20 protein-coding genes are annotated in these 22,850 nt (G+C 69.3%); 13 read left to right on the top strand and 7 right to left on the bottom strand.

Translation table 11 applies throughout. The features are described from left to right. Nucleotides 1–24: 24 nt before the first annotated feature. A complete protein-coding gene (locus ABZX12_RS34445; RefSeq protein ID WP_355699617.1) occupies nucleotides 25–1,665 on the top strand; it encodes a DNA repair helicase XPB in 1,641 nt (546 codons plus the stop codon). Nucleotides 1,666–1,776: 111 nt separating this feature from the next. On the opposite strand, the gene ABZX12_RS34440 is transcribed toward ABZX12_RS34445, so the two are convergent. The 4 genes from ABZX12_RS34440 to ABZX12_RS34425 all read right to left on the bottom strand — a co-directional run bounded on the left by ABZX12_RS34440 (nucleotide 1,777) and on the right by ABZX12_RS34425 (nucleotide 5,547). Then, complete coding sequence (locus tag ABZX12_RS34440) at nucleotides 1,777–2,637, bottom strand: DUF559 domain-containing protein (protein WP_355699616.1); 861 nt, start codon at nucleotides 2,635–2,637, stop codon at nucleotides 1,777–1,779. Nucleotides 2,638–2,797: 160 nt separating this feature from the next. After that, entirely contained in the window at nucleotides 2,798–3,508 is a 711-nt protein-coding gene (locus ABZX12_RS34435; RefSeq protein WP_355699615.1) for an FCD domain-containing protein, read from the bottom strand. A gap of 27 nt (nucleotides 3,509–3,535) precedes the next feature. Next, on the bottom strand, nucleotides 3,536–4,471 hold the full coding sequence (locus ABZX12_RS34430; RefSeq protein ID WP_355699614.1) for a dihydrodipicolinate synthase family protein: 936 nt from the start codon (nucleotides 4,469–4,471) through the stop codon (nucleotides 3,536–3,538). A gap of 14 nt (nucleotides 4,472–4,485) precedes the next feature. Continuing rightward, nucleotides 4,486–5,547, bottom strand: a complete 1,062-nt coding sequence (locus ABZX12_RS34425; protein ID WP_355699613.1) for a sialidase family protein — start codon at nucleotides 5,545–5,547, stop codon at nucleotides 4,486–4,488. Nucleotides 5,548–5,594: 47 nt separating this feature from the next. Here ABZX12_RS34425 and ABZX12_RS34420 point away from each other — a divergent pair, with 47 nt between their 5' ends. The 5 genes from ABZX12_RS34420 (at nucleotide 5,595) to ABZX12_RS34400 (ending at nucleotide 11,951) form a co-directional block, all read left to right on the top strand. Next, a complete protein-coding gene (locus ABZX12_RS34420) occupies nucleotides 5,595–7,217 on the top strand; it encodes an extracellular solute-binding protein (protein ID WP_355699612.1) in 1,623 nt (540 codons plus the stop codon). Continuing rightward, nucleotides 7,217–8,161: an ABC transporter permease subunit gene (locus ABZX12_RS34415; RefSeq protein ID WP_355699611.1), complete on the top strand. Its 945-nt coding sequence runs from the start codon at nucleotides 7,217–7,219 to the stop codon at nucleotides 8,159–8,161. Before ABZX12_RS34420 ends, ABZX12_RS34415 begins: the two co-directional genes overlap by 1 nt. After that, nucleotides 8,158–9,045: a carbohydrate ABC transporter permease gene (locus ABZX12_RS34410; RefSeq protein WP_355699610.1), complete on the top strand. Its 888-nt coding sequence runs from the start codon at nucleotides 8,158–8,160 to the stop codon at nucleotides 9,043–9,045. The genes ABZX12_RS34415 and ABZX12_RS34410 overlap by 4 nt, the downstream gene beginning before the upstream one ends. Nucleotides 9,046–9,124: 79 nt before the next feature. Further along, the gene (locus ABZX12_RS34405; RefSeq protein ID WP_355699609.1) at nucleotides 9,125–9,904 is read left to right on the top strand and encodes a phosphatase PAP2 family protein; all 780 of its coding nucleotides are present in this window, start codon (nucleotides 9,125–9,127) and stop codon (nucleotides 9,902–9,904) included. A gap of 37 nt (nucleotides 9,905–9,941) precedes the next feature. Beyond that, nucleotides 9,942–11,951: an AAA family ATPase gene (locus ABZX12_RS34400; RefSeq protein WP_355699608.1), complete on the top strand. Its 2,010-nt coding sequence runs from the start codon at nucleotides 9,942–9,944 to the stop codon at nucleotides 11,949–11,951. Here the strand turns inward: ABZX12_RS34400 and ABZX12_RS34395 are convergent. Continuing rightward, on the bottom strand, nucleotides 11,938–13,128 hold the full coding sequence (locus ABZX12_RS34395; RefSeq protein WP_355699607.1) for an MFS transporter: 1,191 nt from the start codon (nucleotides 13,126–13,128) through the stop codon (nucleotides 11,938–11,940). The genes ABZX12_RS34400 and ABZX12_RS34395 overlap by 14 nt on opposite strands. Before the next feature lie 91 nt (nucleotides 13,129–13,219). Here ABZX12_RS34395 and ABZX12_RS34390 point away from each other — a divergent pair, with 91 nt between their 5' ends. From ABZX12_RS34390 to tuf, 4 genes are all read left to right on the top strand, one after another. Then, the gene (locus tag ABZX12_RS34390; protein WP_355699606.1) at nucleotides 13,220–13,531 is read left to right on the top strand and encodes a metalloregulator ArsR/SmtB family transcription factor; all 312 of its coding nucleotides are present in this window, start codon (nucleotides 13,220–13,222) and stop codon (nucleotides 13,529–13,531) included. A 67-nt stretch (nucleotides 13,532–13,598) separates the two neighbouring features. After that, complete coding sequence (locus tag ABZX12_RS34385) at nucleotides 13,599–15,848, top strand: PQQ-binding-like beta-propeller repeat protein (protein ID WP_355699605.1); 2,250 nt, start codon at nucleotides 13,599–13,601, stop codon at nucleotides 15,846–15,848. A gap of 205 nt (nucleotides 15,849–16,053) precedes the next feature. Then, nucleotides 16,054–18,435, top strand: a complete 2,382-nt coding sequence (locus ABZX12_RS34380; protein WP_355699604.1) for a PQQ-binding-like beta-propeller repeat protein — start codon at nucleotides 16,054–16,056, stop codon at nucleotides 18,433–18,435. Nucleotides 18,436–18,719: 284 nt separating this feature from the next. Continuing rightward, a complete protein-coding gene (gene tuf / locus ABZX12_RS34375) occupies nucleotides 18,720–19,907 on the top strand; it encodes an elongation factor Tu (RefSeq protein ID WP_355699603.1) in 1,188 nt (395 codons plus the stop codon). 16 nt (nucleotides 19,908–19,923) lie between these two features. Here the strand turns inward: tuf and ABZX12_RS34370 are convergent, their stop codons facing one another. Together ABZX12_RS34370 and ABZX12_RS34365 are read right to left on the bottom strand one after the other, a co-directional pair. Continuing rightward, nucleotides 19,924–20,190, bottom strand: a complete 267-nt coding sequence (locus ABZX12_RS34370) for a DUF4031 domain-containing protein (protein WP_355699602.1) — start codon at nucleotides 20,188–20,190, stop codon at nucleotides 19,924–19,926. Continuing rightward, nucleotides 20,187–20,891, bottom strand: a complete 705-nt coding sequence (locus tag ABZX12_RS34365) for a copper homeostasis protein CutC (RefSeq protein ID WP_355699601.1) — start codon at nucleotides 20,889–20,891, stop codon at nucleotides 20,187–20,189. The genes ABZX12_RS34370 and ABZX12_RS34365 overlap by 4 nt, the downstream gene beginning before the upstream one ends. 100 nt (nucleotides 20,892–20,991) lie before the next feature. On the opposite strand from ABZX12_RS34365, the gene ABZX12_RS34360 reads away from it, so the two are divergent. The 3 genes from ABZX12_RS34360 to ABZX12_RS34350 all read left to right on the top strand — a co-directional run bounded on the left by ABZX12_RS34360 (nucleotide 20,992) and on the right by ABZX12_RS34350 (nucleotide 22,832). Continuing rightward, nucleotides 20,992–22,029, top strand: a complete 1,038-nt coding sequence (locus tag ABZX12_RS34360) for a LacI family DNA-binding transcriptional regulator (RefSeq protein ID WP_355699600.1) — start codon at nucleotides 20,992–20,994, stop codon at nucleotides 22,027–22,029. Between the two features lie 81 nt (nucleotides 22,030–22,110). Further along, nucleotides 22,111–22,335, top strand: coding sequence for a hypothetical protein (locus ABZX12_RS34355; RefSeq protein ID WP_355699599.1), 225 nt, complete (start codon nucleotides 22,111–22,113; stop codon nucleotides 22,333–22,335). A 152-nt stretch (nucleotides 22,336–22,487) separates the two neighbouring features. Continuing rightward, the gene (locus ABZX12_RS34350) at nucleotides 22,488–22,832 is read left to right on the top strand and encodes a hypothetical protein (RefSeq protein WP_355482883.1); all 345 of its coding nucleotides are present in this window, start codon (nucleotides 22,488–22,490) and stop codon (nucleotides 22,830–22,832) included. Nucleotides 22,833–22,850: the final 18 nt, after the last annotated feature.

Genomic DNA, 22,850 nt, shown 5'->3' with positions numbered 1-22,850 from the left:
TCGGGGCGAGGATAGGAGTTGCGGGTGACAGACGGTCCACTGATCGTGCAGTCGGACAAGACGCTGTTGTTGGAAACGGCGCACGCGGACGCTAACGAGTGCCGGAAGGCGATCGCGCCGTTCGCCGAGTTGGAACGGGCGCCGGAACACGTACACACCTACCGCCTCACCCCGCTCGGCCTGTGGAACGCGCGGGCTGCAGGGCACGACGCAGAGCAGGTCATCGACGTGCTGCTGCGCTACAGCCGCTACCCGGTCCCCCACTCGTTGCTGGTCGACATCGCCGAGACCCTGGATCGATACGGGCGGCTGCGGCTCGAGAAGCACCCGCAGCACGGACTGGTCCTGGTGACGACCGACCGGCCGGTGCTGGAAGAGGTCCTGCGCAGCAACAAGGTCAAGCCCATGCTGGGCGTCCGGATCGACGACGACACGGTCCTGGTGCACCCGTCCGAGCGCGGTCACCTCAAGCAGACCCTGCTGAAGCTCGGCTGGCCCGCGGAGGACCTCGCCGGGTACGTCGACGGTGAGGCGCATCAGATCGACCTGGTGAAGGACGGCTGGGAGCTGCGCCCGTACCAGGAGCAGGCCACCGACTCGTTCTGGCACGGCGGCTCCGGTGTCGTCGTACTGCCCTGTGGCGCCGGCAAGACGATCGTCGGCGCGGCCGCGATGGCGCAGGCGTCCGCGACCACCCTGATCCTGGTCACGAACACGGTGTCCGCGCGGCAGTGGAAGGACGAGCTGCTCCGCCGTACCAGCCTGACCGAGGACGAGATCGGCGAGTACTCCGGCGCGCGCAAGGAGATCCGCCCGGTGACGATCGCGACGTACCAGGTGATGACGACGCGCCGCAAGGGCGTGTACACGCACCTGGAGCTGTTCGACGCGCGCGACTGGGGCCTGATCGTGTACGACGAGGTGCACCTGCTGCCCGCGCCGATCTTCCGGATGACCGCCGACCTGCAGACCCGGCGCCGGCTCGGGCTGACCGCGACGCTGGTCCGCGAGGACGGCCGCGAGGGCGACGTGTTCTCGCTGATCGGCCCCAAGCGGTACGACGCGCCGTGGAAGGACATCGAGGCACAGGGCTGGATCGCGCCGGCGGACTGCATCGAGGTGCGGGTGGATCTCGAGCAGACCGAGCGGTTCGTGTACGCGACCGCCGAACCCGAGGACCGCTACCGCCTGGCCGCGTCCACCCCGGCCAAGTCGAAGCTGGTCCGCCGGATCGCCGAGCACCACGCGGGTGAGCCGCTGCTCGTCATCGGTCAGTACATCGACCAGCTCGACGAACTCGGCGAGCGACTGGAATGCCCGGTGATCAAGGGCGAGACCACGGTCCGCGAACGCCAGCGGCTGTTCGACGCGTTCCGCGCCGGCGAGATCACCCGGCTGGTGGTCAGCAAGGTCGCCAACTTCTCCATCGACCTGCCCGAGGCGTCCGTGGCCATCCAGGTCTCCGGCACCTTCGGCTCCCGCCAGGAAGAAGCCCAGCGGCTCGGCCGCGTCCTCCGCCCCAAGGGCGACGGCCGCACCGCCCGCTTCTATTCGATCGTCGCCCGGGACACCATCGACGCCGAGTTCGCCGCCCACCGCCAACGCTTCCTCGCCGAACAGGGCTACGCCTACACCATCGTCGACGCGGAGAACCTCTTCGCCTGAGAAACGTGCAAGGTCGACAGGACGTGTCGGGCTGAGGTGGTCGGCTCCACGCTCAGCGCTCTCACCACCAGGCGAGGTCCGGGAGACATGTCCTGTCGAGATGGCACGCGATCAGCCGACGAGCCGTCGAGCCAGCGCGGCCCGGACGGTCGCGACGACCCAGGCCGGTTCGCCGATCACTTGTTCGTAGGTGAATCGGAGCACGAGCCACCCCGCGGCCACCAACTCGTCGTACCGATGACAGTCGGCGGCGAAGTCACGCCGCGACCCGTGGAACTCGAAGCCTTCCGCCTCGAGCGCCAACCGGGCCGTCCGGTGCCCCAGATCCACCCTGGCCCGAAACCAGCCATGGGTCACCAACATCTGTGGTTCGAAGCCCTCGATGCCCGCGCTGATGAGAAGCGCCCGGAGGGCGGACTCGAGGAAGCTGTCAGACAGGTGGGTGGCAGCCGCGGCAGTTCTGCGAGCGTTCGGGCAGCCGTGGCCACGCAATGCGGAAGCAGCAGCGAGCAGCTCGTCCTGGCTGAGCCGACCGGTCGCGAGGGCCGCGTCCGCAACCGCCAGGGCCTCGCTGAACGGAAGTATGCGAGAGCAATCCACGACTGTCCGCAGCAGTGACGTGATCCGGCGCCGTCGTTCATCAGAGGAGGTCCCGGCCCAATGCAGGACGGCCGGCGGTCCCGGACGTGGGTGGCGGTCGGGTGGGAGCGTGACGTGCGGCTTCTCCGGTGCCAGCAAGAGCGGCAGCCCGAGCTTGTGTGCAGCGCTCACATGCGACAGGACCCCGTCATAGGCGAGCACGGCCACCTCGTCGACCGGAAGGCCCGGCAACGCATAGATCCCCAACGCGATCCGCTCTACCTCACCGCGCTCGAGCGCGGCCTGCACCGCGCGGCGGGAAGTAGCCCGGATCAGTTCGGCACGCGTTGCCCAACCGCCATGGCGCTCGAGCGCCGCGCCGACCGATTCCATCCGACGATGGTGCCCCAAACCGGCGCAGCAACGAGGTGGATTGTCCACAGGTGTGCCAGCTCGACAGGACGTGTCCGCACCCGAGCGCGCATGGCACGCTCAGCCCGCTGGCGCCTCGCTTTCAGTGGACGTAGACGTCCTGTCGAGATTGCACGCGGACTTAGCTGTCCAGGCGGGTGTGGATTCCGTTGAAGTGGGACTTCATCGAGTGGGCGTAGGTGGCGGGGTTGCCGGACTCCAGGGCTACCAGGAGGTCTCGGTGCCAGGCGGCGGCGTCGGCGGGGGTGTAGCGGGCGCCGGGGAGGCGGGCGTCGACCTGGGCGAAGGTTCGCCAGAAGACTGAAAGCAGGTCGATGACGAGGGCGTTGCCGAGCGGCTCGTAGAGCGCCTGGTGGAAGGCCCAGTCCTCGTCGGGGAAGTACTTGCCCTCGGCGGCCTTGGCCTCCATGCGCTCGACGATCGGTTCCAGGGTCTCGTAGCCGTGCTGCTTGAAGTGGTCGACCACGTCGTCGGCGAGGCCGACCTCGATGGCCTGGCGGACCTCCAGGACGTTCTGTACGTCGCGGAGGTCCCCCGCCATCGACTGCGACATCCGGAAGGCGAGGCCGTCCTCCAGGGACTGCAGGTTCACCTCGCCGACATAGGTGCCGTACCCATGCCGGATCTCGATGATGCCGACTGCCTGCAGCGCCTTCATCGCCTCCCGCAGCGGGTGCCGGCCGACGCCGAGTTGCGCCATCAGCTCCTGCTCGTTGGGCAGCGGGTCACCCGCCTTCAGCCCGCGCTCCAGGATGTACGACTTCATCGCGTCCCGGATGAAGGTCTGGTTGCCTGCCGCACCACGTGCCCGGCTGAGCCCACCCGTTGTCACTGCCGGCCTCCCATTGTCTGAGATCGCTCAGTGTAATCCGGCGCGTTCCAGCAGCGGCCGGACTGCGGCGATCTCCGTGTCGTCCAAGGGGATGCTGGGGTACGCCGTGAGCGGGCAGGAGATCACGCCCAACAGGTAGAGGCCGGCCTTGAACGCACCCAGCGCCGCCGAACTGGCCCCCATCCGCGAGCGGTCCGCGACGTTGATGATCTCGAACAGCCGGAACAACCGGTCCTGCTCGTCGCGTGCCGCCGCCGCGTCCCCGGCTGCCGCGGCCTTGAACAGACGCACATAGCCGGCCGGGTCCACGTTGCCCAGGCCCGGGACGACGCCGTCGACGCCGAACGCCAGCGCGGAGTCGACCGTCACCTCCGAGCCGGTCATGATCACGAAGTCGTCCAGCTTCTTCTCACGGCGGGAGATGACCAGCTCGCGCAGAGAGGTTTCCTGGCCGGACGAGTCTTTCACCCCTGCGATCACGCCCCGCTCGCCGAGGGATGTCACCAGAGACGCCGGCAGCTTGGTGCCGGCGCGCGGCGGGATGTCGTATGCGTACAACGGGAGGTCGCCGGTCAGCTCCGCCAGGCGCGTGAAGTGGCGCTCGATTTCGGCCGGATGGGTGGCGGCGTAGAACGGCGCGGTGGCGACGATGCCGGACACACCGGCCTTCAGGGCCGCGGAGACGTGGGAGGCAACCCGGTTGGTCGACGTGTCGATGACGCCGGCCAGGACCGGGACCTGTCCGGCCACCTCGCCGACCGTTGTTTCCAGCACGACCTGGCGCTGCTCGTCGGTCAGGAAGGTGCCTTCGCCTGAGGTGCCGAGCACGAACACCCCGTCCACACCCCCGGACAGCTGGTACTGGATGAGCCGGGCCAGCGATGCGGTGTCGACGTCGTACTCAGGGGTCAGCGGAGTGACCAGCGGCGGTACGACGCCGGCCAGACGGGCGGATGCGGTCAAGGGGTCTCCCAACCTCAAAGGACGAATGGTGTGAAGCGCAAGGTCGCGAACGACGAGGTCTCACCGGCCTCGTAGAAGATTCCGGCCGAACCATCGGGGAGCAGCACCAGATCGGAGTAGCCGGCCATACCTTCGTGCACGACCAGCGCCGGCTTCCAGGACGCGCCGTCGTCCGAACTCACGAAGACGGTCAGCTCGCGACGGCTGTCCGGGTGCACCGGCGTGGACAGCAGCAACCGCCCGTCGGGCAGGCACAGCACGCTGCCCTGGATCCCGGGTGCGGTGATCTCGGGAATCCCGGCGTACGGCGCGTCGAGCGTCTGACCGCCGTCCGACGACCACGCGTGCACCCGGGCCGGTCCGGTGCCCTGGTGATTGCGCGCGTTGAAGTACAACCGGCCGTCAGGCAACTCGGCGACGGTGGTCTCGTTGGCGTTGATCTCGGCGCCGTCGTTGCGGTCGACGAATCCGACCGACCACGTGACACCGCCGTCGTCGCTGTAGATGCAGTGCCCGCCGTTCAGCCGGATCAGGTCGTCCACCGGCCGGTCCGGCACGAACGAATGGTTCGCCGGTACGACGAGACGCCCGGAGCGCAGCGTGATGCCGTGACACGGACCGGTCGCGTACCAGCCCCAGTCGCCCGGCTTCACCTGGGACGTGATCTCCACGGCCGGACTCCAGGTCGCGCCGTCGTCCGCGGATCGTTGCACGAAGACCCGCCGGCCGTCGACAGCATCGATGCCTCGGGCAAGCGACATCTCGACCGCGGCAGCGCCGTTCTGCACGGTGACCAGCACGATGTCGCCCGACGCGGGATCGACCAGCGGCACCGGGTTGCCGCACGTCTTGCCGGGCTCCGCCGACACCACCTGCAACGGCAACCACGAGAGCCCGCCGTCGAGCGACCGGCGCAGCACGACCTCGATCTCACCGGCGTCACCCGAGCCGTGCAGGCGGCCCTCGCAGAACGCGAGCAGCACCGAGCCGTGCGCGAGCACCGCCGGGATGCGGAACGTGTGATACCCGCTGCCCGCCGGATCGAAGATTTCCGAAGCGCCGACTCTTGATGACATAGGACGTACTATGTCATGGTGTGGGCCTCCGATGGAAGTGAGGCCTCATGCCGGTCAGCAGAAGAACATTCCTCGGCGGCGGTCTGGCCGCCGCCGCTGTCGCGGTCACGGGTACGCCGCTGCTGGCGGGGTGCGCGTCCGACAAGAAGAACACCGCCGCGGCGAACGCGGCGGTGAAGCTGCCGACGTACACGAAGTACGGCGAGATCACGCCGGACCTGCCCGGCACCGACGTAGTGCTGGACGGTTTCCTGAAGTACCCGGCGAACCCGGTGAGGGCGATTGCCGAGGCTCCTGGTGACGGCAAGCCGATCACGTTCATGACGAACATCCCCGGCGCGATTCCCCCGGCCGCCGACAAGAACCAGTTCTGGCAGGAGCTGAACAAGCGGCTCGGCTCCGAGCTGCAGATCAGCATGGCGTCCAACGACGAGTACAAGGACAAGTTCGCGACCCGGATCGCGGGCGGCGACCTGCCGGACATCCTGAACATTCCGCCCGACACCCCGCAGATCCCCGGTCTGGTGAAGTCGAAGTGCATGGACCTGACCGAGCACCTGTCGGGCGACGCGATCAAGAAGTACCCGTTCCTGGCGAACATCCCGACCGAGTTCTGGAAGGGCTGCGTCTTCAACGGCGCGATCTACGGCGTCCCGGTGCCGCGCGGAATGTCCCGGACCTCGCTCGCGCTGTACCGCGCGGACCTGCTCGAGGCGAAGGGCATCAAGGACCCGGCGCCGAAGAACTTCCAGGAGTTCTTCGACCTGGCCAAGGAGCTGACCGCGGCCAAGCAGAACAAGTGGGCCTGGACCCGGGTGCCGATGTCGACGATCCGGATGATGCTGGCGATCCCGAACGTCTGGAAGGAGGAGGGCGGCAAGTTCACCTCGATGTACGAGCACGAGGCGCAGGAGCAGGCCCTCGAGGCCGGCCGCAAGATGGTCGCCGCCGGCGTGGTGAACCCGGACGCCTTCAACGACAAGGCCAGCGCCCGCAAGCAGTGGTTCAACGGCGGGATCGCCGCGTTCGACTACGACAGCTTCGTGGCCTGGAACCAGTACTACAACGACAACACCGCCGGTGACGCGTTCGCGGTGAACATGCTCGACGTCCCCGGCTTCGACGGCGGCGACGGCGCGCCGTGGATGGGTGCGGCGCTGAACAACGTCACGTCGTTCAACAAGGACAGCAAGCACACACCCGAGACGCTGCTGAAGATCGCGAACTGGATGGCGGCGCCGTTCGGCACCGAGGAGTACCTGTTCCGCAAGTACGGCGTCGCGGGCCGGCACTACACGCTCAAGGGCACCGACCCGGTTCCCACCAAGGTCGGCACCGTGGAGACCGGGATCGGCCTGCAGTACGTCAGCGACTCGACGCTGGCGCTGTACTGGGCCGGCAAGCCGGACGTGCCGCAGAAGCAGCACGCGATCCAGGAGAAGATCGCGAAGCGGCTCGTGTACGACGCGTCGTACGGGCTGTACTCCGACACGGCGTCGAAGAAGCAGGCCCAGCTGAAGAAGACGCTGGACGACCTGGAGAGCCAGATCGTGCAGGGCAAGAAGCCGGTCTCGGACTGGGCCGCCGCGGTGCAGACCTGGAAGTCCTCGGGCGGCGACAAGATCCGCACCGAGCTCGAGCAGGCGCACGCCGACACGGCAGGGAAGTAATGCTGCAGAGATCCGCCAAGCACCCGCAGCAGCGCCTGAGCCTCGGCCGGCGGCTGCTGCGGGACCGTGTGCTGTTGCTGTTCGCGCTGCCCGGTGTCGCGCTGATCGTCGCGTTCCACTACGTGCCGCTGCTGGGCAACGTGATCGCGTTCAAGGACTACCAGCCGTTCCTCGGGATCGGCGGCAGCGACTGGTCGGGCTGGGCGAACTTCAGTGTGATCTTCAACGGCGACCCGGCGTTCCTGCGGGCGCTGAAGAACACGCTGATCCTCACCAGCCTGCAGTCGGTCTTCGTGTTCCCGGCGCCGATCCTGCTCGCGCTGCTGCTGAACTCGCTGTTCTCGGAGCGGATCAAGCGGATCGCACAGAGCATCCTGTACCTGCCGCACTTCATGTCCTGGGTGATCGTGGTCGCGCTGTTCCAGCAGATGCTCGGCGGCAGCGGCCTGCTGAACAACTACCTGCGGTCCCACGACCTGTCGACGATCGACATCATCGGGAACTCCGAGCTGTTCCACGTGCTGCTGACGTCGCAGATCATCTGGAAGGACACCGGATGGGCGACCATCCTGTTCCTGGCGGCGCTGTCCCAGATCGACTCGCAGCTGTACGAGGCGGCCAGCGTGGACGGCGCGAGCCGGATGAAGCAGCTCTGGCACGTGACGCTGCCGGGCCTGCGGGGGATCATCATCCTGCTGTTCATCCTGCGGCTCGGTGACTCGCTCACCGTCGGCTTCGAGCAGATCATCCTCCAGCAGCAGGCGGTCGGCCGCGACGTCAGCGAGGTGCTCGACACCTACGTCTACAACAACGGCGTACTGGGCGGCGCCTGGGGCGTCGCGGCGGCGGTCGGGCTGGTCAAGGGCATCGTCGGCGTGGTGCTCGTACTGACCGCGAACAAGGTCGCCCACATCTTCGGCGAGCAGGGGGTGTATCAGAAATGAGCCGGAAAATCGTCCAGGGCGTCCCGATGCCGGGCTGGCCGATGCGGGCCTTCAAGGGCCTGGTGCTGCTGGTCTTCTGCGCGGTCGTGATCATTCCGTTCGTCGGCGTGATCTCGACCAGCGTGGCGCCGAACAAGCAGATCAACGAGTCCGGCGGTCTGGTGCTGCTGCCGAAGTCGATCAACTTCGCGGCGTACGAGTCGTTGTTCGCCGGCGGCGTGGTGACGCGGGCACTGTTCGTCAGCATCTTCGTGACGATCGTCGGCACGCTGCTCAGTCTGACGGTGTCGTGTCTGCTGGCCTACGCGCTGTCGCGGCCCGGCTTCGTGGCGGGCCGGCCGATCCTGCTGGTCGTGCTGTTCAGCATGCTGTTCTCCCCCGGCATCATCCCGCTGTACCTGACGGTGAAGGGTGTCGGGCTGCTGGACAGCATCTGGGCGCTGATCGTGCCGACGATGATCAGCGCGTTCAACGTGGTCGTTCTGCGGGCGTTCTTCATGAACCTGCCGAACGAGATCACCGAGAGCGCACGGATCGACGGCGCGGGTGAGCTGAAGACGTTCTCGTACATCGTGCTGCCGCTGTCCAAGGCGGTGCTGTCGGTGATCGGCCTGTTCTACGCGGTGGCGTACTGGAATGCGTTCTTCTCCGCGTTGCTGTACCTGAACGACTCCAGGCTGTGGCCGTTGCAGCTGGTCCTGCGGACCTACGTCATCAACGACACGCAGCTCGGCAGCGCGGAGCTCGGCGCCGAACTGCTGCCGCCGCAGGCATCGATCCAGATGGCGATCCTGGTCGTCTCGATCGTGCCGATCCTGGTGATCTACCCGTTCCTGCAGCGGCATTTCGCGAAGGGGGTGCTGACCGGCGCCGTGAAGGGCTGACCGCTCAGGGGTTGCCCAGGGCAACATCAGGGACCGGCCTGGGCACATCCTGAGGGTACGGCGAGTACCGTCGAACGGTATGGGGATACAAGCGCTGGAGCGGGTGGGGCAGGGCAGGGAACAACAGCAGAAGGTCTTTTGGAGAGTGGTCCGGGAAGCAGTCCTGCTGGCCACCCTCTTTCTCGTCTACAGCGCCGGCCGGCAGCTCGCTGCCCGGCACTCCGGGTCGGCGTTCGATCACGCCCACGAAGTGTTGTCGTTCCAGAACTGGCTGCACTTGCCGAACGAGGCCGCGGTCCAGCACTGGGCCCTCCAGCTCCCGCACCTGATCCAGGGCGCCAACCTGTACTACGCCAGCGTGCACGCGCCGCTGACGGCCGCCGTACTGCTCTGGCTGAGCATCTGGCGGCCGCAGGCGTACTCACATGTCCGCTGGACGATGGTGTCGCTGACCGGACTGGCACTGATCGGTCACATCGCGTTCCCGCTGGCGCCGCCGCGGATGATGCCGGGCTTCGTCGACACCGGGCTGCGGTTCGGTCAGTCCGTCTACGGACCGGACCACACCGGCGGAGCGGTGAACCAGTTCGCCGCCATGCCGAGCCTGCACGTCGGCTGGGCCGCCCTGATCGCGCTGTCGATGATCCTGATCACCCGGTCGCGCTGGCGCTGGCTCTGGCTGCTGCACCCGATCATCACGTTCGGCGTCGTCGTCGTGACCGCCAATCACTACTGGCTGGACGGCCTCGTCGCGCTGGTCCTGCTGGCAGTCAGCCTGCCGTTGCTGTTGCGGCGCGGTCTGCGCGCAGACAGCCCACGGACCCGTAATTCAGTTCCGCCGCGCAGAGTGCTCAAGTAACGTAGCTGGGCTCCCCACACTCGCCGGAGGTTTCAGCATGCCCTCAGACACGTCCGACACTCTCCAGGCCGAGAAGGACTACCTGAAGACCTCCCGGGCGGCCCTGGCGCAGATGCGGGAGAAGACCGGCGCACTGGAGATCCACAGCGCGGACCGGGTGAACCAGGAGTTCCTGCAGGCCGCCATCTTCCAGCGGATGAAGGAGCTGGAGGACGACCCTGACGTACCCCTGTTCTTCGGCCGGCTGGACTACCTCGAGCCGACCGACGAGACGTTCCACATCGGCCGCCGGCACGTAAACGACGCGCTGGGCGAGCCGCTGGTGGTGGACTGGCGGGCCGACATCTCGGTGCCGTTCTACCGGGCCAGCAAGACCGAGCCGATGGGCGTGGGGATCCGTCGGCGGTTCGGCTTCACGCATGGCGAGATGACCGCCTTCGAGGACGAGGACCTCACCGCGGGCGGTCAGGACGACCAGCACAGCGACATCCTCGACGCGGAGATCGAGCGCCCGCGGTCCGGCCCGATGCGCGACATCGTGGCCACCATCCAGCCCGAGCAGGACGTGATCGTCCGCGCCGGCGTCGACGACACCATCTGTGTCCAGGGCGCCCCCGGTACCGGTAAGACCGCGGTCGGGCTGCACAGAGCGGCGTACCTGCTCTATGCGTACCGTGACCAGCTCAGCCGGGCCGGTGTCCTCGTCGTCGGTCCGAACGCGAGCTTCCTGCGCTACATCGGCGACGTCCTCCCCGCTCTCGGTGAGATCGAGGCGAAGCAGACGACCGTCGAGGAGATGGTCGCGCGCGTGAAGGTGGCGGGGCCCGGGCCGGCGTTGGTCGACGTACTCAAGGGCGATGCGCGGATGGCCGAGGTGCTGCACCGGGCTGTCTGGTCCCACGTCAAGCTGCCCGAGGAGTCGCTCGTGGTGCCCCGCGGGGCGCACCGCTGGCGTGTGGCGGCGTACCAGGCCGAGGAGCTCGTCACCGAGCTACGCAGCCGCGGCATCCGGTACGGCGCCGGCCGTGCAATGCTGCCGCAGCGCCTGGCGCACGCTGTCCTGCTGCGGATGGAGGCGGCGGGCGACTCCCCCGACGACCGCGTGCAGGATTCGGTGGCCCGCAGCCGCCCGGTCAAGCAGTACGCCGATGCGCTCTGGCCGGCTGTGGACCCGGCGAAGCTGCTCTTCCGTCTCTTTACCGACCCTGAGCTCCTGGCCCGGCACGCCGACGGCATCCTCACCGCGGAAGAGCAGGCGCTGCTGATCTGGGACAAGGTGCCGCGGTTCGCGGGCGCGGCCAAGTGGTCCGTCGCAGATGCCACGCTGATCGACGAGATCGCCGACCTGGTCGACCGTACGCCGTCGCTCGGGCATGTCGTGCTGGACGAGGCGCAGGACCTGTCCGCGATGCAGCTGCGGGCCGTCGGGCGGCGTTGCTCGACCGGCTCGATGACGGTCCTCGGCGACATCGCACAGGGCACCACGCCGTGGGCCACGCCGTCGTGGGACGAGGCGCTGAAGCACTTGGGCAAGACCAGCGCCCACACCGAGGAGCTGACCGCGGGCTTCCGTGTCCCGGGTCAGGTGATCGAGTACGCCGCCCGCCTGCTCCCGACGATCGCCCCGCACCTGAAACCGCCGACGGCCGTACGACGGGCACGCGGTGAGCTGACCATCACTCGCGTGCCCGACAGCCTGGCCGCCGCGGTGACCACCGTCCGCGAGGTGTCGGAGCGTCTCGGCTCGATCGGGCTGATCGTCCCGGACGCGCTGGTCCCCGCGGCCCGCAAGGCGCTGCAGGGCATCCCGTTCTCGGTGCTGGGCGACGAGGACGACGTCGAGGCCCACCTGGACGTCGTACCGGCCTCACTCGCCAAGGGTCTCGAGTTCGACCATGTGGTGCTGGTGGAGCCGGCCGGCATCGTGGCTGGTGAAGCCGACGAGCGGACCGGGCTCCGCCGCCTCTACGTGTGTCTGACTCGCGCGGTCACCTCACTGGTCGTCCTGCACAGCGAGGACCTGCCTGCAGTTCTCAGTCAGCCGTAGCCGTCACGTAGATGTCCTCGTCACGCTCGAGCTCCTCGACGCGCTGCAGAGACGGGTCACGCCACAGCACGTAGACCAGGCCGAGCACCACAAGCGACAGCGCTGCGGCCAGCACGGGGAGGTAGCCGACTCCGACGGTCTGGATGACCAGTCCGCCGACAACGGCCGACAGTCCGGCGCCCAGGTAGATCGCGGACGCGTTCAGTGAGATGAGGAGTCCGCCGCCGAGCTCCATCAGCAGATTCTGGATCGGTGGGTTGAACGCCCAGGTCAGCATGCCCCACACCACGAGGGCCACTCCGGCGCCGACCTCGGTCGTGAGCGTCAGGTCCAGTGTGGCGAGGACGGCCGTGATGCCGGCCATCAGGACGACCAGCGTGCGGAGGCTGCCGAACCGGTCCGTGATCCGTCCGCCGAGGAAGTTCCCGATCACCGCGCCCACGCCGTACAGCAGCAGGAGGAGGCCGGTGACGTTGCCGGTCAGTCCGGCGGTGTGCTTGAGCAGCGGCACGATGTAGATGTACACGCTGAACGCTGCGAGCACGGCGAGCACCGTGATGGCCAGGACGACCTGCACACGCCGGTCGGTCACGCCGGCGAAGCGCTCGCGCAGGCTGACCACAGGCGGAGCGTCGACCTTCGGGAGCGCGCCACGCTCGGCGATGGCGACCAGTACGGCGACCGCGGTGATGAGTGCGAAGACGCCCTTGTAACCGAGCGTCGGGCCCAGCAGTGTCCCGGCGGGCACGCCGAGGACCAGTGCGAAGGTGAGACCGCCGAAGACGATGGCCACTGCCCTGCCGCGTTCCTCAGGCGGCATCAGGCTGGTGGCGAACAGTGTGGCGGCCGGTGTGTACAGGGCGGCGCCCAGCGCGGCCACGACCCGGCCGGCGATCAGGACCGGGTAGTCGGCGGCCACCGCGGCGATCAGGTTGCCGAGCGCGGCCAGGACCAGTGCGGCGATCAGCAGGGTACGACGCTCCCACCGACCGGTCAGTGTGGACAGGATCGGGGCGCCGATCGCGTACGAGAGCGAGAACGCGGTGGCGAGCTGACCCGCGGCGGTGAGCGAGACGTGCAGCTCCGAGCTGACGTCGGGCAGGACACCGGAGACGACGTACGCGCTGGTGCCGACCGCGAATGCACCGGCGCCCAGCAGGTAGATCCGTGCGGACATCGAAGACCTTCCGGGGGACGAGGTTCAGTAGTTCGACGAGCATCGTACTACGAAGTTCATCGAACTTCGACAGGCGTCGTACTATTGAGCCATGGCCACGAAAGTTCTCCCGCAGCCGGGGCGGGACGAGATCCGCGTCGAGGCGGTTCTCCAGGCGTTGGGCGAGCCCGTCCGGCTGACCATCGTCCGCGCGCTCGCCGACAACCCGGCCGGCGTCTGCTGCGGCGAGATCGAGCTGCCGGTGACCGCGTCCACGCGGGCCCACCACCTCAAGATCCTGCGCGAGGCAGGCGTCCTGTCCACTCACACCGACGGCACCCGGCGGATCAGCATCCTGCGCCGCGAAGACCTCGAGGCCCTCTACCCCGGCCTGCTCACAGGCATCCTGTCGGCGAAGCAGTAAGCAACCGCAAGCTCGCGGTGGGGTGATCGTGGGACGGTTGTAGAAGTGCGGCTGGCAGACTGAAGCAGTGGTGGAGCTCCGGGCGCGGTGGGACGACTTGGTGCCCGGGTCTGCCTCGCTGGCCGACGACCTGGTCGCGCGGTACGTCGAGCGCACCCGTCGCGCCTACCGCGACCACTACCTCGGCATCGTCCTCACCGCGCTGGACTCGCTCATCCAGCTGTCCACGGACCCCACCAGCGTCCGCCTCGCGGCCTGGTTCCACCGGGCGGTCCACGAGCCGGGGGGCACCCCGGACGAGGACGCCGAGGCCTCGGCCCGGCTCGCCGAGCAGCTGCTGCCGCAGTACGGCGTACCTCCTGTCCGGATCGCCGAGGTCGCCCGGCTGATCCGGCTGACCGGCGACCTCGCCGCACCGCCGCCGGACTCCTACGCGCCGCCGCGCCGCGACGCGAACGGCGACGTACTGCTGGATGCCGTCAACGCCGTCCTTGCCTCCGACCCCAGCCGGTACGCCGTTCACACAGCCGAGGTACGACGCGACGCCGGCGACCGGAAGGCCGCGCTGGAGCACAGGTACGACGAGGTCCGTGAACTGCTCGGCGGCCATCTGTACCGGACCCAGCTGGCGCGCCAACGTCTCAGCCCGGTCGCCCGGGTCAACCTCGAAGCAGAGCTCGCCGAGCTGGACAGCGAGCTTCCGGCCCCGTGGCGTGGCTGGCAACAAGCAGCCCTGACCGCGACCGCCACCTTCACCGCGATTGCTGCCGCGGTTGTCGCCATTGCGGCGTCGGGCGCGTCCTGGCAGACCCCGGCCGCACAAGACGAGGCCGGCTGGCCGACGGTCGCTCTGGCTGTCCTCTCGTTCTTCAGCGCGCCAGTCCTCTTCCGCTGCGCCCGTAGCGCCAGTCAGCGCGCCCGTCTCATCGCAGGCGCCGTACTGGCGGTTGCCGTCACCGGACTGCTCATCGCCTGGGCCCAAGCGCCCCGCACCAACCCGGCCGTCGGCGTGGGTCTGCGCGTCCCGTTGCTGATCTCCGCACTGATCCTGCTGCTCGGCGCCGGCGCGGCTGCCCTCGTGGCCTCGCTGCTCCGCACGCGGACCGCCCGCTTCCTGCCGGCCCGCAACCTCGGTCAGCAGCTCGCCTGGATCGCCGTACCCGGAACAGTCGCTCTCGTCCTGTTGCTGATCGTCCAGCCGCTGTCCCGCGGGTACGTCCTGCGGTCGAACGAGCGGATCGAGGGCGCCGCGCGCGAGGCCGGGAAGGCCAGCCCGTCGGTGCTCGACGGCGGCGTCGCGTGGGTCAGCGACTCCGTCGCGGGCACCGGAGCGGAGGAGGCGATCGGCACCCGGTACGGCGTCGCGATCCCGCGCCCGAACGGCGTGGTCGAGATGCTCGACGCGGCCACCGGTGCGCTGCGCTGGCGCTACAGCCGCTCCGACTCCGACGAGAAGCCCGTGATCGCGGCCACCGGCAACGGCGAGTACGTGCTCGCCCAGTTCGCCGACGTCGGCTACCTGCTGCTCGACGCGAACACCGGTCACCGCAAGGCGGCGTGGCCCGGCCGGACCCGGGATCGCTTCGTGCTGCAGGCGCAACCGCTCCTGGTCGGTGAACGCTCGGGCAAGCTGCACGGCGTCGACCCCAGTGGTCACGAGCGCTGGACGTACGACTCCGGCGACTGCACCGACATGGGCGCCATCGCCACGGCCGAGACCGTGATCACCTTCGTCAGCTACACCTGCGACGACCGGCCGGACGAGATGACCGCCCTGGACGTCCAGTCGGGCAAGAAACTGTGGACCAAGACCTCGGCGGACACCTACCGCCGCCCGGTCGTGGTCGCGGGCCTGATCGTGGTGGCCGAGCCCGGGGGCGACTCCGACGTACCGGCAGCGCTGACCGCGATCGAGCCACGCACCGGCGACATCCGGTGGCGCTGGGAGGTGCCGAAGACCTGGGCCTGCCGCACGCTGCTCAATGCGGCCGGAAAGTACCTGATCGTCATCGACTGCCCCGGCCCGAGCACCACGGTGAGCCGGCGGACGATCGTCACCGCCATCGACGCGAACACCGGCCTGACCGCCTGGCAGACCCTGGCACCGGTGAACCCGCGCAACAAGGTCACAGTCACCGCGGACGGCCGAGTCGTCTCACTGGCCCGCGGCACCACCGCCTGCGTCGCCAACGTGATCAGCCGCGCCGGTTTCCGCCAGGTCCCCCTCCCCACCGGCATCACCTGCAGCCGCGACCCCCGCGCCGTCGGCAACCTCGTCCTCACCTCCGGCCGGAACATCGTCGTCGCGCTGCGCTAGTGACTGCGCGTAGCCGGGGTCGTCCGCGAGGCCCGGAGGCTGCGCCGGAGTGTGATCTGCGCCGCAATTCTACGGGTGCAATTCGTTGCGGAGCGCAGCTGCCGGAGCGGTCAGGTGACGAGCCGATATCGCTTTGGCCACGGACCGATCCGGGAACGCCGGATCGGTCGGCGACGGCTCCCTACCGGTGCCAGACTCCTTGGCCATGGACCTGCGCGACCAGTGGAATCGCCTGCTGCCGCACGCGCAGCCGTTGGGCGACGACCTGCTGGCTCGTTACGCAGAGCAACATCGCCACTATCACGACCAGCAGCACCTCACCGAGGTCCTGCAGACCATCGACGAGCTGGCCGGGTACGCCGACGACGCGGACACGGTGCGGCTGGCGGCTTGGTTCCACGACGCCATCTACGACCCGCAGGCCGACCCCGGCGAGAACGAGGAGGTCTCGGCGCAGCTGGCCGAGCTCGAGCTGGCGGCGTACGGCGTCGAGGCCGCGCGGGTCGAGGAGATCGGCCGCCTGGTCCGGCTGACTGCGAAGCACGACTGCGCGGCGGACGACCGCAACGGCGCCGTGCTCTGCGATGCCGATCTGCGGGTTCTGAGCCTGCCGGCCGCGCGGTACGACGAGTACGCCGCCGGGATCCGGCAGGAGTACGGCCACATCGCCGACCGGGACTTCGCCCGCGGCCGGATGTCGTTCCTGCAGAGTCTGAGCGAGACCCGGCTGTACGCGACCGCCAAGGGCCACGAGGAATGGGAACGGCCGGCCAGGGAGAACCTGACCCGGGAGGTCGCCTCCCTGGGCCCTAAGGCGGCCCGGCCGATCGGCGGGCTCATCCCGGTCGTCTACTTCGGTGCGGCCCTCGGAGCGGTCGTCGCGTCCTCGGTCCTGCTGGGCCGCGGCCTCGGCGCCGCCGCCAAGTGGCCCGCCGACCCGGCCGATATCAGCGGCTTCCCGGTGTGGGCCCCGATCGCCGGTACGGCGGTGGCGACCGCCCTGGCCTGTGCGTGGTTCCGGAGGTCGCAGCAGCGCCTGATGACCGTTCCGGCGATCGTCTTCGCGGCTGTCGGGCTCATCGCCGTCGGCGTGTGCTGGTGGCGCTGGCCGGTCGCCCAGCCCGGTGCAGCCATGTCCGAGCGCTGGCCGTACCTCCTGATCGCCTCGGTCGCGCTGGTGCTCGCCGGCGCCTTGCTGGCGCTGGCACGACGGCTGCGGCTCGCCCCGCCGTACGCCCAGGCTCCTCCGCGCTGGCTGGGTATCGGCGCCACCGCCGTGTGTGGCGCGCTGCTGGCGTGGGTCGTCGTCTCGGCGGGCGAGCCGTTCGTCCAAGCCCGGCTGGAGACGGCCAACACCGTCAGCACGACCACGACCGCGCAGCCGACCCAGCTGCCGGTCCAGCTCGATGGGACGCTGGCGTGGAGCCGTGAGGTCCCGGCGACCGGCGCCATCACCGGTACGGCGGGCGGCGTCGCGGAACTGCGGCCGGACGGCGTGGTCATGTCCGACGCGGCCACAGGTCAGATCAGGTGGCGGTACTCCCGGGCCGACGTCCAGGACGCCGCGTCCAGTGGCGCCAAGGGCCTGGTGGTGTCCGCCGACGGACGCACGGTCGTGGCGCACCTCCCGCGCTCGGACAACCGCGCTCCTGCGGGCATCAAGCTGCCGACGTACGCCGTGCTGAACGCGGTCAGCGGACAGGTGCTGACCGAGGTCGACACCGACGGGACCGCGCTGGCCGTCGACGCCGACCAGCTGCTCGTGGCTGAAGACAACTACGTGGTCGCGCACGGCGTCAGCAGCCCGACACACTGGCGGGCGCAGGTGCGCTGCACCGTCACCCAGGGCGCGCTGGTCGGCGACCAGGCAGTCGTCGTCGACGCGTGTGCGGGCAACGGCGCCGTCGTCCGCGGCCTCGACATCAAGACCGGCGCACAGCGCTGGGAGGTCGACCTGGGCGCACGAATCGACCTGAGCTCGGAGCTGGACCCGTCGACGTGGGTCGGCGACCTGGTCGCCGTACCGGACACTCGTGAGGTGTCCGGCCTGATCTGGACCGGCGCCGCCGGCGGCACCCTGTACCAGTGGTCGGTCGACATCAGCGAAGGCCACCTGATCTGGACCACGCCGGTGCCGGGCACCCCGCGCCCACGGCTCGGCTCCTCGTCCTGCGACGCGCAGCTGGCCGCGACGCATGCCGCACTGGTGCTCATCACCTGCCGGACCGGGAACGACCCCGGGCAACCGCAGACGTACGACGTGTCGTCGTCGAGTCCTGCCGACGGGACACCGCAGTGGCACCACCTGCTGCAGGTGCCGCCGCGGCTGCAGCAGCCGGAGTACCCGCGGAACGGGTTCGCACTGCTGCCGGACGGGCGCGTGGTGACGCTGATGCCGCAGCCGAACGGCAGCTGCTCCCCCGTGATGATCGGCAGCACCGGCGTCCAGCCGCGACCGATCCTGCCCAGCCCGAACACGCAGCCGGTGGCCAAGTCCGAGGAAGTCACTTGCAACAGGCCGGCCGTCACAGTGGCCGCCGCCCGCCCGGTCTTCTCCGACGGAACCCGGCTGTTCGCGCTCAACTGAGGGCCCGGGAATTCCGTTGCTCCCGGCACTGTTGACATCTACCGTGATCCGCATGTTCCGCGTGGTTTTCGAGTCCGACCTGTCAGGCACCGGCCTGACGGGCGCTCCCACGTGGGCTCTGTCAGTCGATTGCACCGGCGCTCGAAGCTGACCCTCCTCCTGCCCGGCAGGACCCGCGGAGGAGGGTGGCCCGAACCGGCCCCCTCCACGCGGTGACAGCGCTGTGAGGGCTTGCCGGAGGGTCCTGGCTCACACCGAACCTTCTGACAGACAAAGGATTTCTCATGGCCAAGAGCCAGTTCGTGCGGACCAAGCCGCACCTCAACATCGGGACGATGGGTCACGTCGACCACGGCAAGACCACGCTGACCGCCGCGATCACCAAGGTGCTCGCGGAGCGCGACCCGAGTGTGAACCGCTTCGTCGCCTTCGACGGCATCGACCGTGCGCCGGAGGAGATGCAGCGCGGGATCACGATCAACATCTCGCACGTCGAGTACGAGACCGCGACCCGGCACTACGCGCACGTCGACATGCCCGGGCACGCCGACTACGTCAAGAACATGATCACCGGCGCCGCCCAGGTGGACGCCGCGATCCTGGTCGTGTCCGCGCAGGACGGCGCCATGCCGCAGACGCGGGAGCACGTGCTGCTCGCGCGCCGGGTCGGCGTACCGTACCTGGTCGTCGCGCTGAACAAGGCCGACACCGTCGACGACCCGGAGCTGCTCGACCTGGTCGAGCTGGAGGTCCGTGAGCTCCTCTCGGAGTACGGCTTCCCCGGCGACGACGTACCGGTCGTCCGCGTGTCCGGACTGAAGGCGCTGGAAGGCGACCCGCAGTGGACCGCCGCGATCGGCGAGCTGCTGGACGCGGTCGACACCTACGTGCCGGTGCCGGACCGTGAGCTCGGCGAGCCGTTCCTGATGCCGATCGAGAACGTGCTCACCATCAGCGGCCGCGGCACCGTGGTCACCGGTGCCGTCGAGCGCGGTTCGCTGAAGCTCGGCGACGCGGTCGAGGTGGTCGGGCTCGGTCCGACGATCACCAGCACCGCGATCGGGATGGAGACGTTCGGCAAGTCGCTGGAGTCCGCGGACGCGGGCGACAACGCGGCGGTGCTGCTGCGCGGCGTGAAGCGCGACGAAGTCCGTCGCGGCCAGGTGGTGGCGCTGCCGGGCAGTGTCCGGCCGCACCGGAGGTTCCGGGCGAACCTGCACGCGCTGTCCACCGCCGAAGGTGGCCGGCACACCCCGTTCGCCGCGGACTACCGGCCGCAGTTCTACTTCCGGACCACGGACGTGTCCGGCGGGATCGACCTGGGTGAGATCGCCCTGGTGATGCCCGGCGACACGATCGAGCTCGGCGTGGAGCTGGAGAAGCCGGTCGCGATGAACGTCGGCCTCGGCTTCGCGGTCCGCGAGGGCGGCCACACGGTCGCCGCCGGCACCGTCACCGAGCTGCTCGACTGAACAAACGGCCCCTGACCTATCCGGTCGGGGGCCGTTTGCGATGCCGCAGCCCCGACGCGATCAACCGGCTGACCAGCTCGCGGCTGGACACCGGTACGGCACCGGCGGCGACCAGGTCGTCGTACCGGTCGCTGGGTACGTCGTAGTGGTCGCGGTCGAAGCCGCGTTCCGGGATGCCGTTGGCCTTCGCGAACGCGTGCAGTTCCTCGTGGGACTCGTCGCTCACCAGGTGCGACCAGATCCGGTTCCAGGCCGGCCAGGCGGGCGGGTCGATGAGGATCATTCGCGCGCGTCCTGCGCGTCGAGCAGCGTGCGCCACGAGCGCACGAACCGGGAGTTCACGTACGCCTTCGTCCACGAGCCGTCCTGGCGGACCGACGTACCGACGTGGAACCGGCGGACGCCGCTCTGGTACAGCCAGGGCACGTGTTCGGGCTGCAGGCCGCCGCCTGCCATCATCACGCCCGCCACCGCGGCGTCCTCCTTCGCCAGCTTGCACAGGTCGTCCAGACCGTGGCTGACACCGATCGACGAGCCGGCCGTCAGCACGCAGTCCAGACCGGGCAGCGTGCGCAGTGCACGCCAGGCTTGCTGCTGATCCAGGACCGCGTCGATCGCGCGGTGGAACGTCCACGGCGTCCCGGCGAACGTGCCGACCAGCGCGGATACCGACTCGACGTCCACCTGGTTGTCCGGCGTCAGGAACCCGAGCACGAAGCCGTCCGCACCCGCGGCCAGGAAGGACTGCGCCATCGCGGTCAGCCGGTTCAGATCACCGCCGCTGGCGGTGAACGAATTCTCCAGCCGCAGCATCACCCGCAGCGGCAGATCGGTGACCCGGCGGATCGCGCTGACCGTCGACACTGACGGGCACAACCCGTCCGCCTCCATCGAGGCGCACAGCTCCAGCCGGTCCGCCCCGCCCTCCTGCGCCGCCTCCGCGTCCGCCGGATGCAACGCGATGATCTCCAGCAACGAACCCATGCGCGCCATCATCTCCCATATTGCGGTTGCACTCGCGCACGACCATCTGTATCGTTTTTCTAGAACGATTTAGAAGAACGATACAGATGAGGTGATCGAGGTGGCGGGAGTGACGCTGAAGACCGTGGCGAAGGCCGTGGGCGTCTCGCCGTCGACCGTCTCGAACGCCTACAACAAGCCCGACCAGCTCTCCACGGCGCTGCGCGAGCGGATCCTGGCCACCGCCCAGGAGCTCGGGTACGCCGGACCGGACGCGTCGGCCCGCGCGCTGCGCAGCGGGAAGGCGGGCGCCGTCGGGGTGCTGTTCACGGACAAGCTGGCCTACGCCTTCTCGGACCCGTACGCAGTCGGCTTCCTGGCCGGGCTCGCGGAGGTCGCCGAGGAGTTCGCCACCAGCCTGCTGCTGATGCCGCTCAGCTCGACCGACATCGCCGGCGGCAGCAACGCCGTCCAGCAGGCCGCGATCGACGCGGCGGCGATCTTCTGCGTGCCGGGCGGACACCCGGCGCTGGAGATCCTCGCCAACCGCGGGATCCCGGCGGTGTCGACCGACCGGGGCGACCACCCGGACCTGTCCTGGGTCGCGATCGACGAGGTCGAGGCGGCCGCGCAACTGGGCGAGCACCTGGCCCGGCTCGGTCACCGGGAGGTCGTCGTCCTGGTCGACAACGCGCAGGCGGCCGGGGGCCGGCCGGTGGAGCTGACGCTCGACGAGGTCGGGTACACCGACTGCGAGCTGCGGATCCAGGGCCTGCAGAAGGCGATGCCGGACGCCCGGCTGCGGATCGTCTCCGGCGGGCACAACGCGTTCGCGTCCGGCCTGAAGGGCGCGGAGTTCGTGCTCGACTCCCAGGACCGGCCGACGGCGATCGTCGGGCTGAGTGACGTGCAGGCGCTCGGCGCACTGGAGGCGATGAAGGTCCGGGGGCTGACCCCGGGTCGCGATCTGACCCTGGCGGGATTCGACGACATCCCGGCCGCCGCGGCCGCCGGGCTGACGACGGTCCGCCAGCCGATCAAGGACAAGGGGCGCGCGGTCGGCCGCATCCTGCTCGACCCGGCCTCGACCGAGCGCCAGCTGCTGATGCCGACGCAGCTGATCGTCCGCTCCAGCAGCGGACCCGCGCCCAAGCCCTAACAGGCACTGACAACCACACACCCCCCAGGAACCGTCCGGTTCCCGGGTCGATCAACCACGCTCTCGGGAGGGAGCAGAACCATGACGTACTTCATTGCCGGCAACACCGCCGTCGAGAACGCGCGCAGCCTCACGCAGTCCGCGCTCCCGAACGCTCCCCAGCAGCCCTACGACGAGCCAACGCCGCGCCGCGTCTTCGCGATCCGGACCCGGATCAGCGCCGTACTGCGGGCCGCCGCCGAACGCGAGGTCCGCCTCGCCAACCGCATCGACCCCGCCCCCACCTGCCCCACCCCTGCCCGCTGACCGCCCACCCCCATTTGCCTGGCTGACCACCGAGCTTTGGGGTTCTCCACCCTGAACAGGAGTGACGAACCCCGCATTTGGCTGGTCAGCCAGCCAAATGCGGACAGGCGGCGGCGTGGTTTTGTCGGACGTGTCTGGCACTCTGAAGGGCGATGAACGAGCCAGGGGTGTTGCTGACCGCGCGGGCGATGGTGCTCCACGACCTCGCCGCGCGCGGCTTCGACGACGCGGTGATGGTGTCCTTGCTCGAGGACGCCGTCGCCGGTCGTCAGTGGTGGCTGGACCAGTGGCCCGACGGCGCCGAGCACATCGCGGGCCTGGTGGCGCAGGATGTCCAGGACCGCCTGGTCGACTCCGGCGTCCGCTGGCCGCGCTGCACGGCCTGCGACGACCTGCATGACCACGAGCTCCGCATCGAGCCCGAGCTGGGCCCCGACCCGCACTGGGTCTGCGAGCGGGCCGGCATCACCGTCGCACCCCTGGGACACCTCACCTGACCCCTCGGGGTAATACCT

Source organism: Kribbella sp. NPDC003505 (assembly GCF_040610875.1).
Taxonomy (GTDB): Bacteria; Actinomycetota; Actinomycetes; order Propionibacteriales; family Kribbellaceae; genus Kribbella.
Note: the sequence above shows the minus strand (reverse complement) of the source record. Positions and strands in the feature narration are given on the sequence as shown.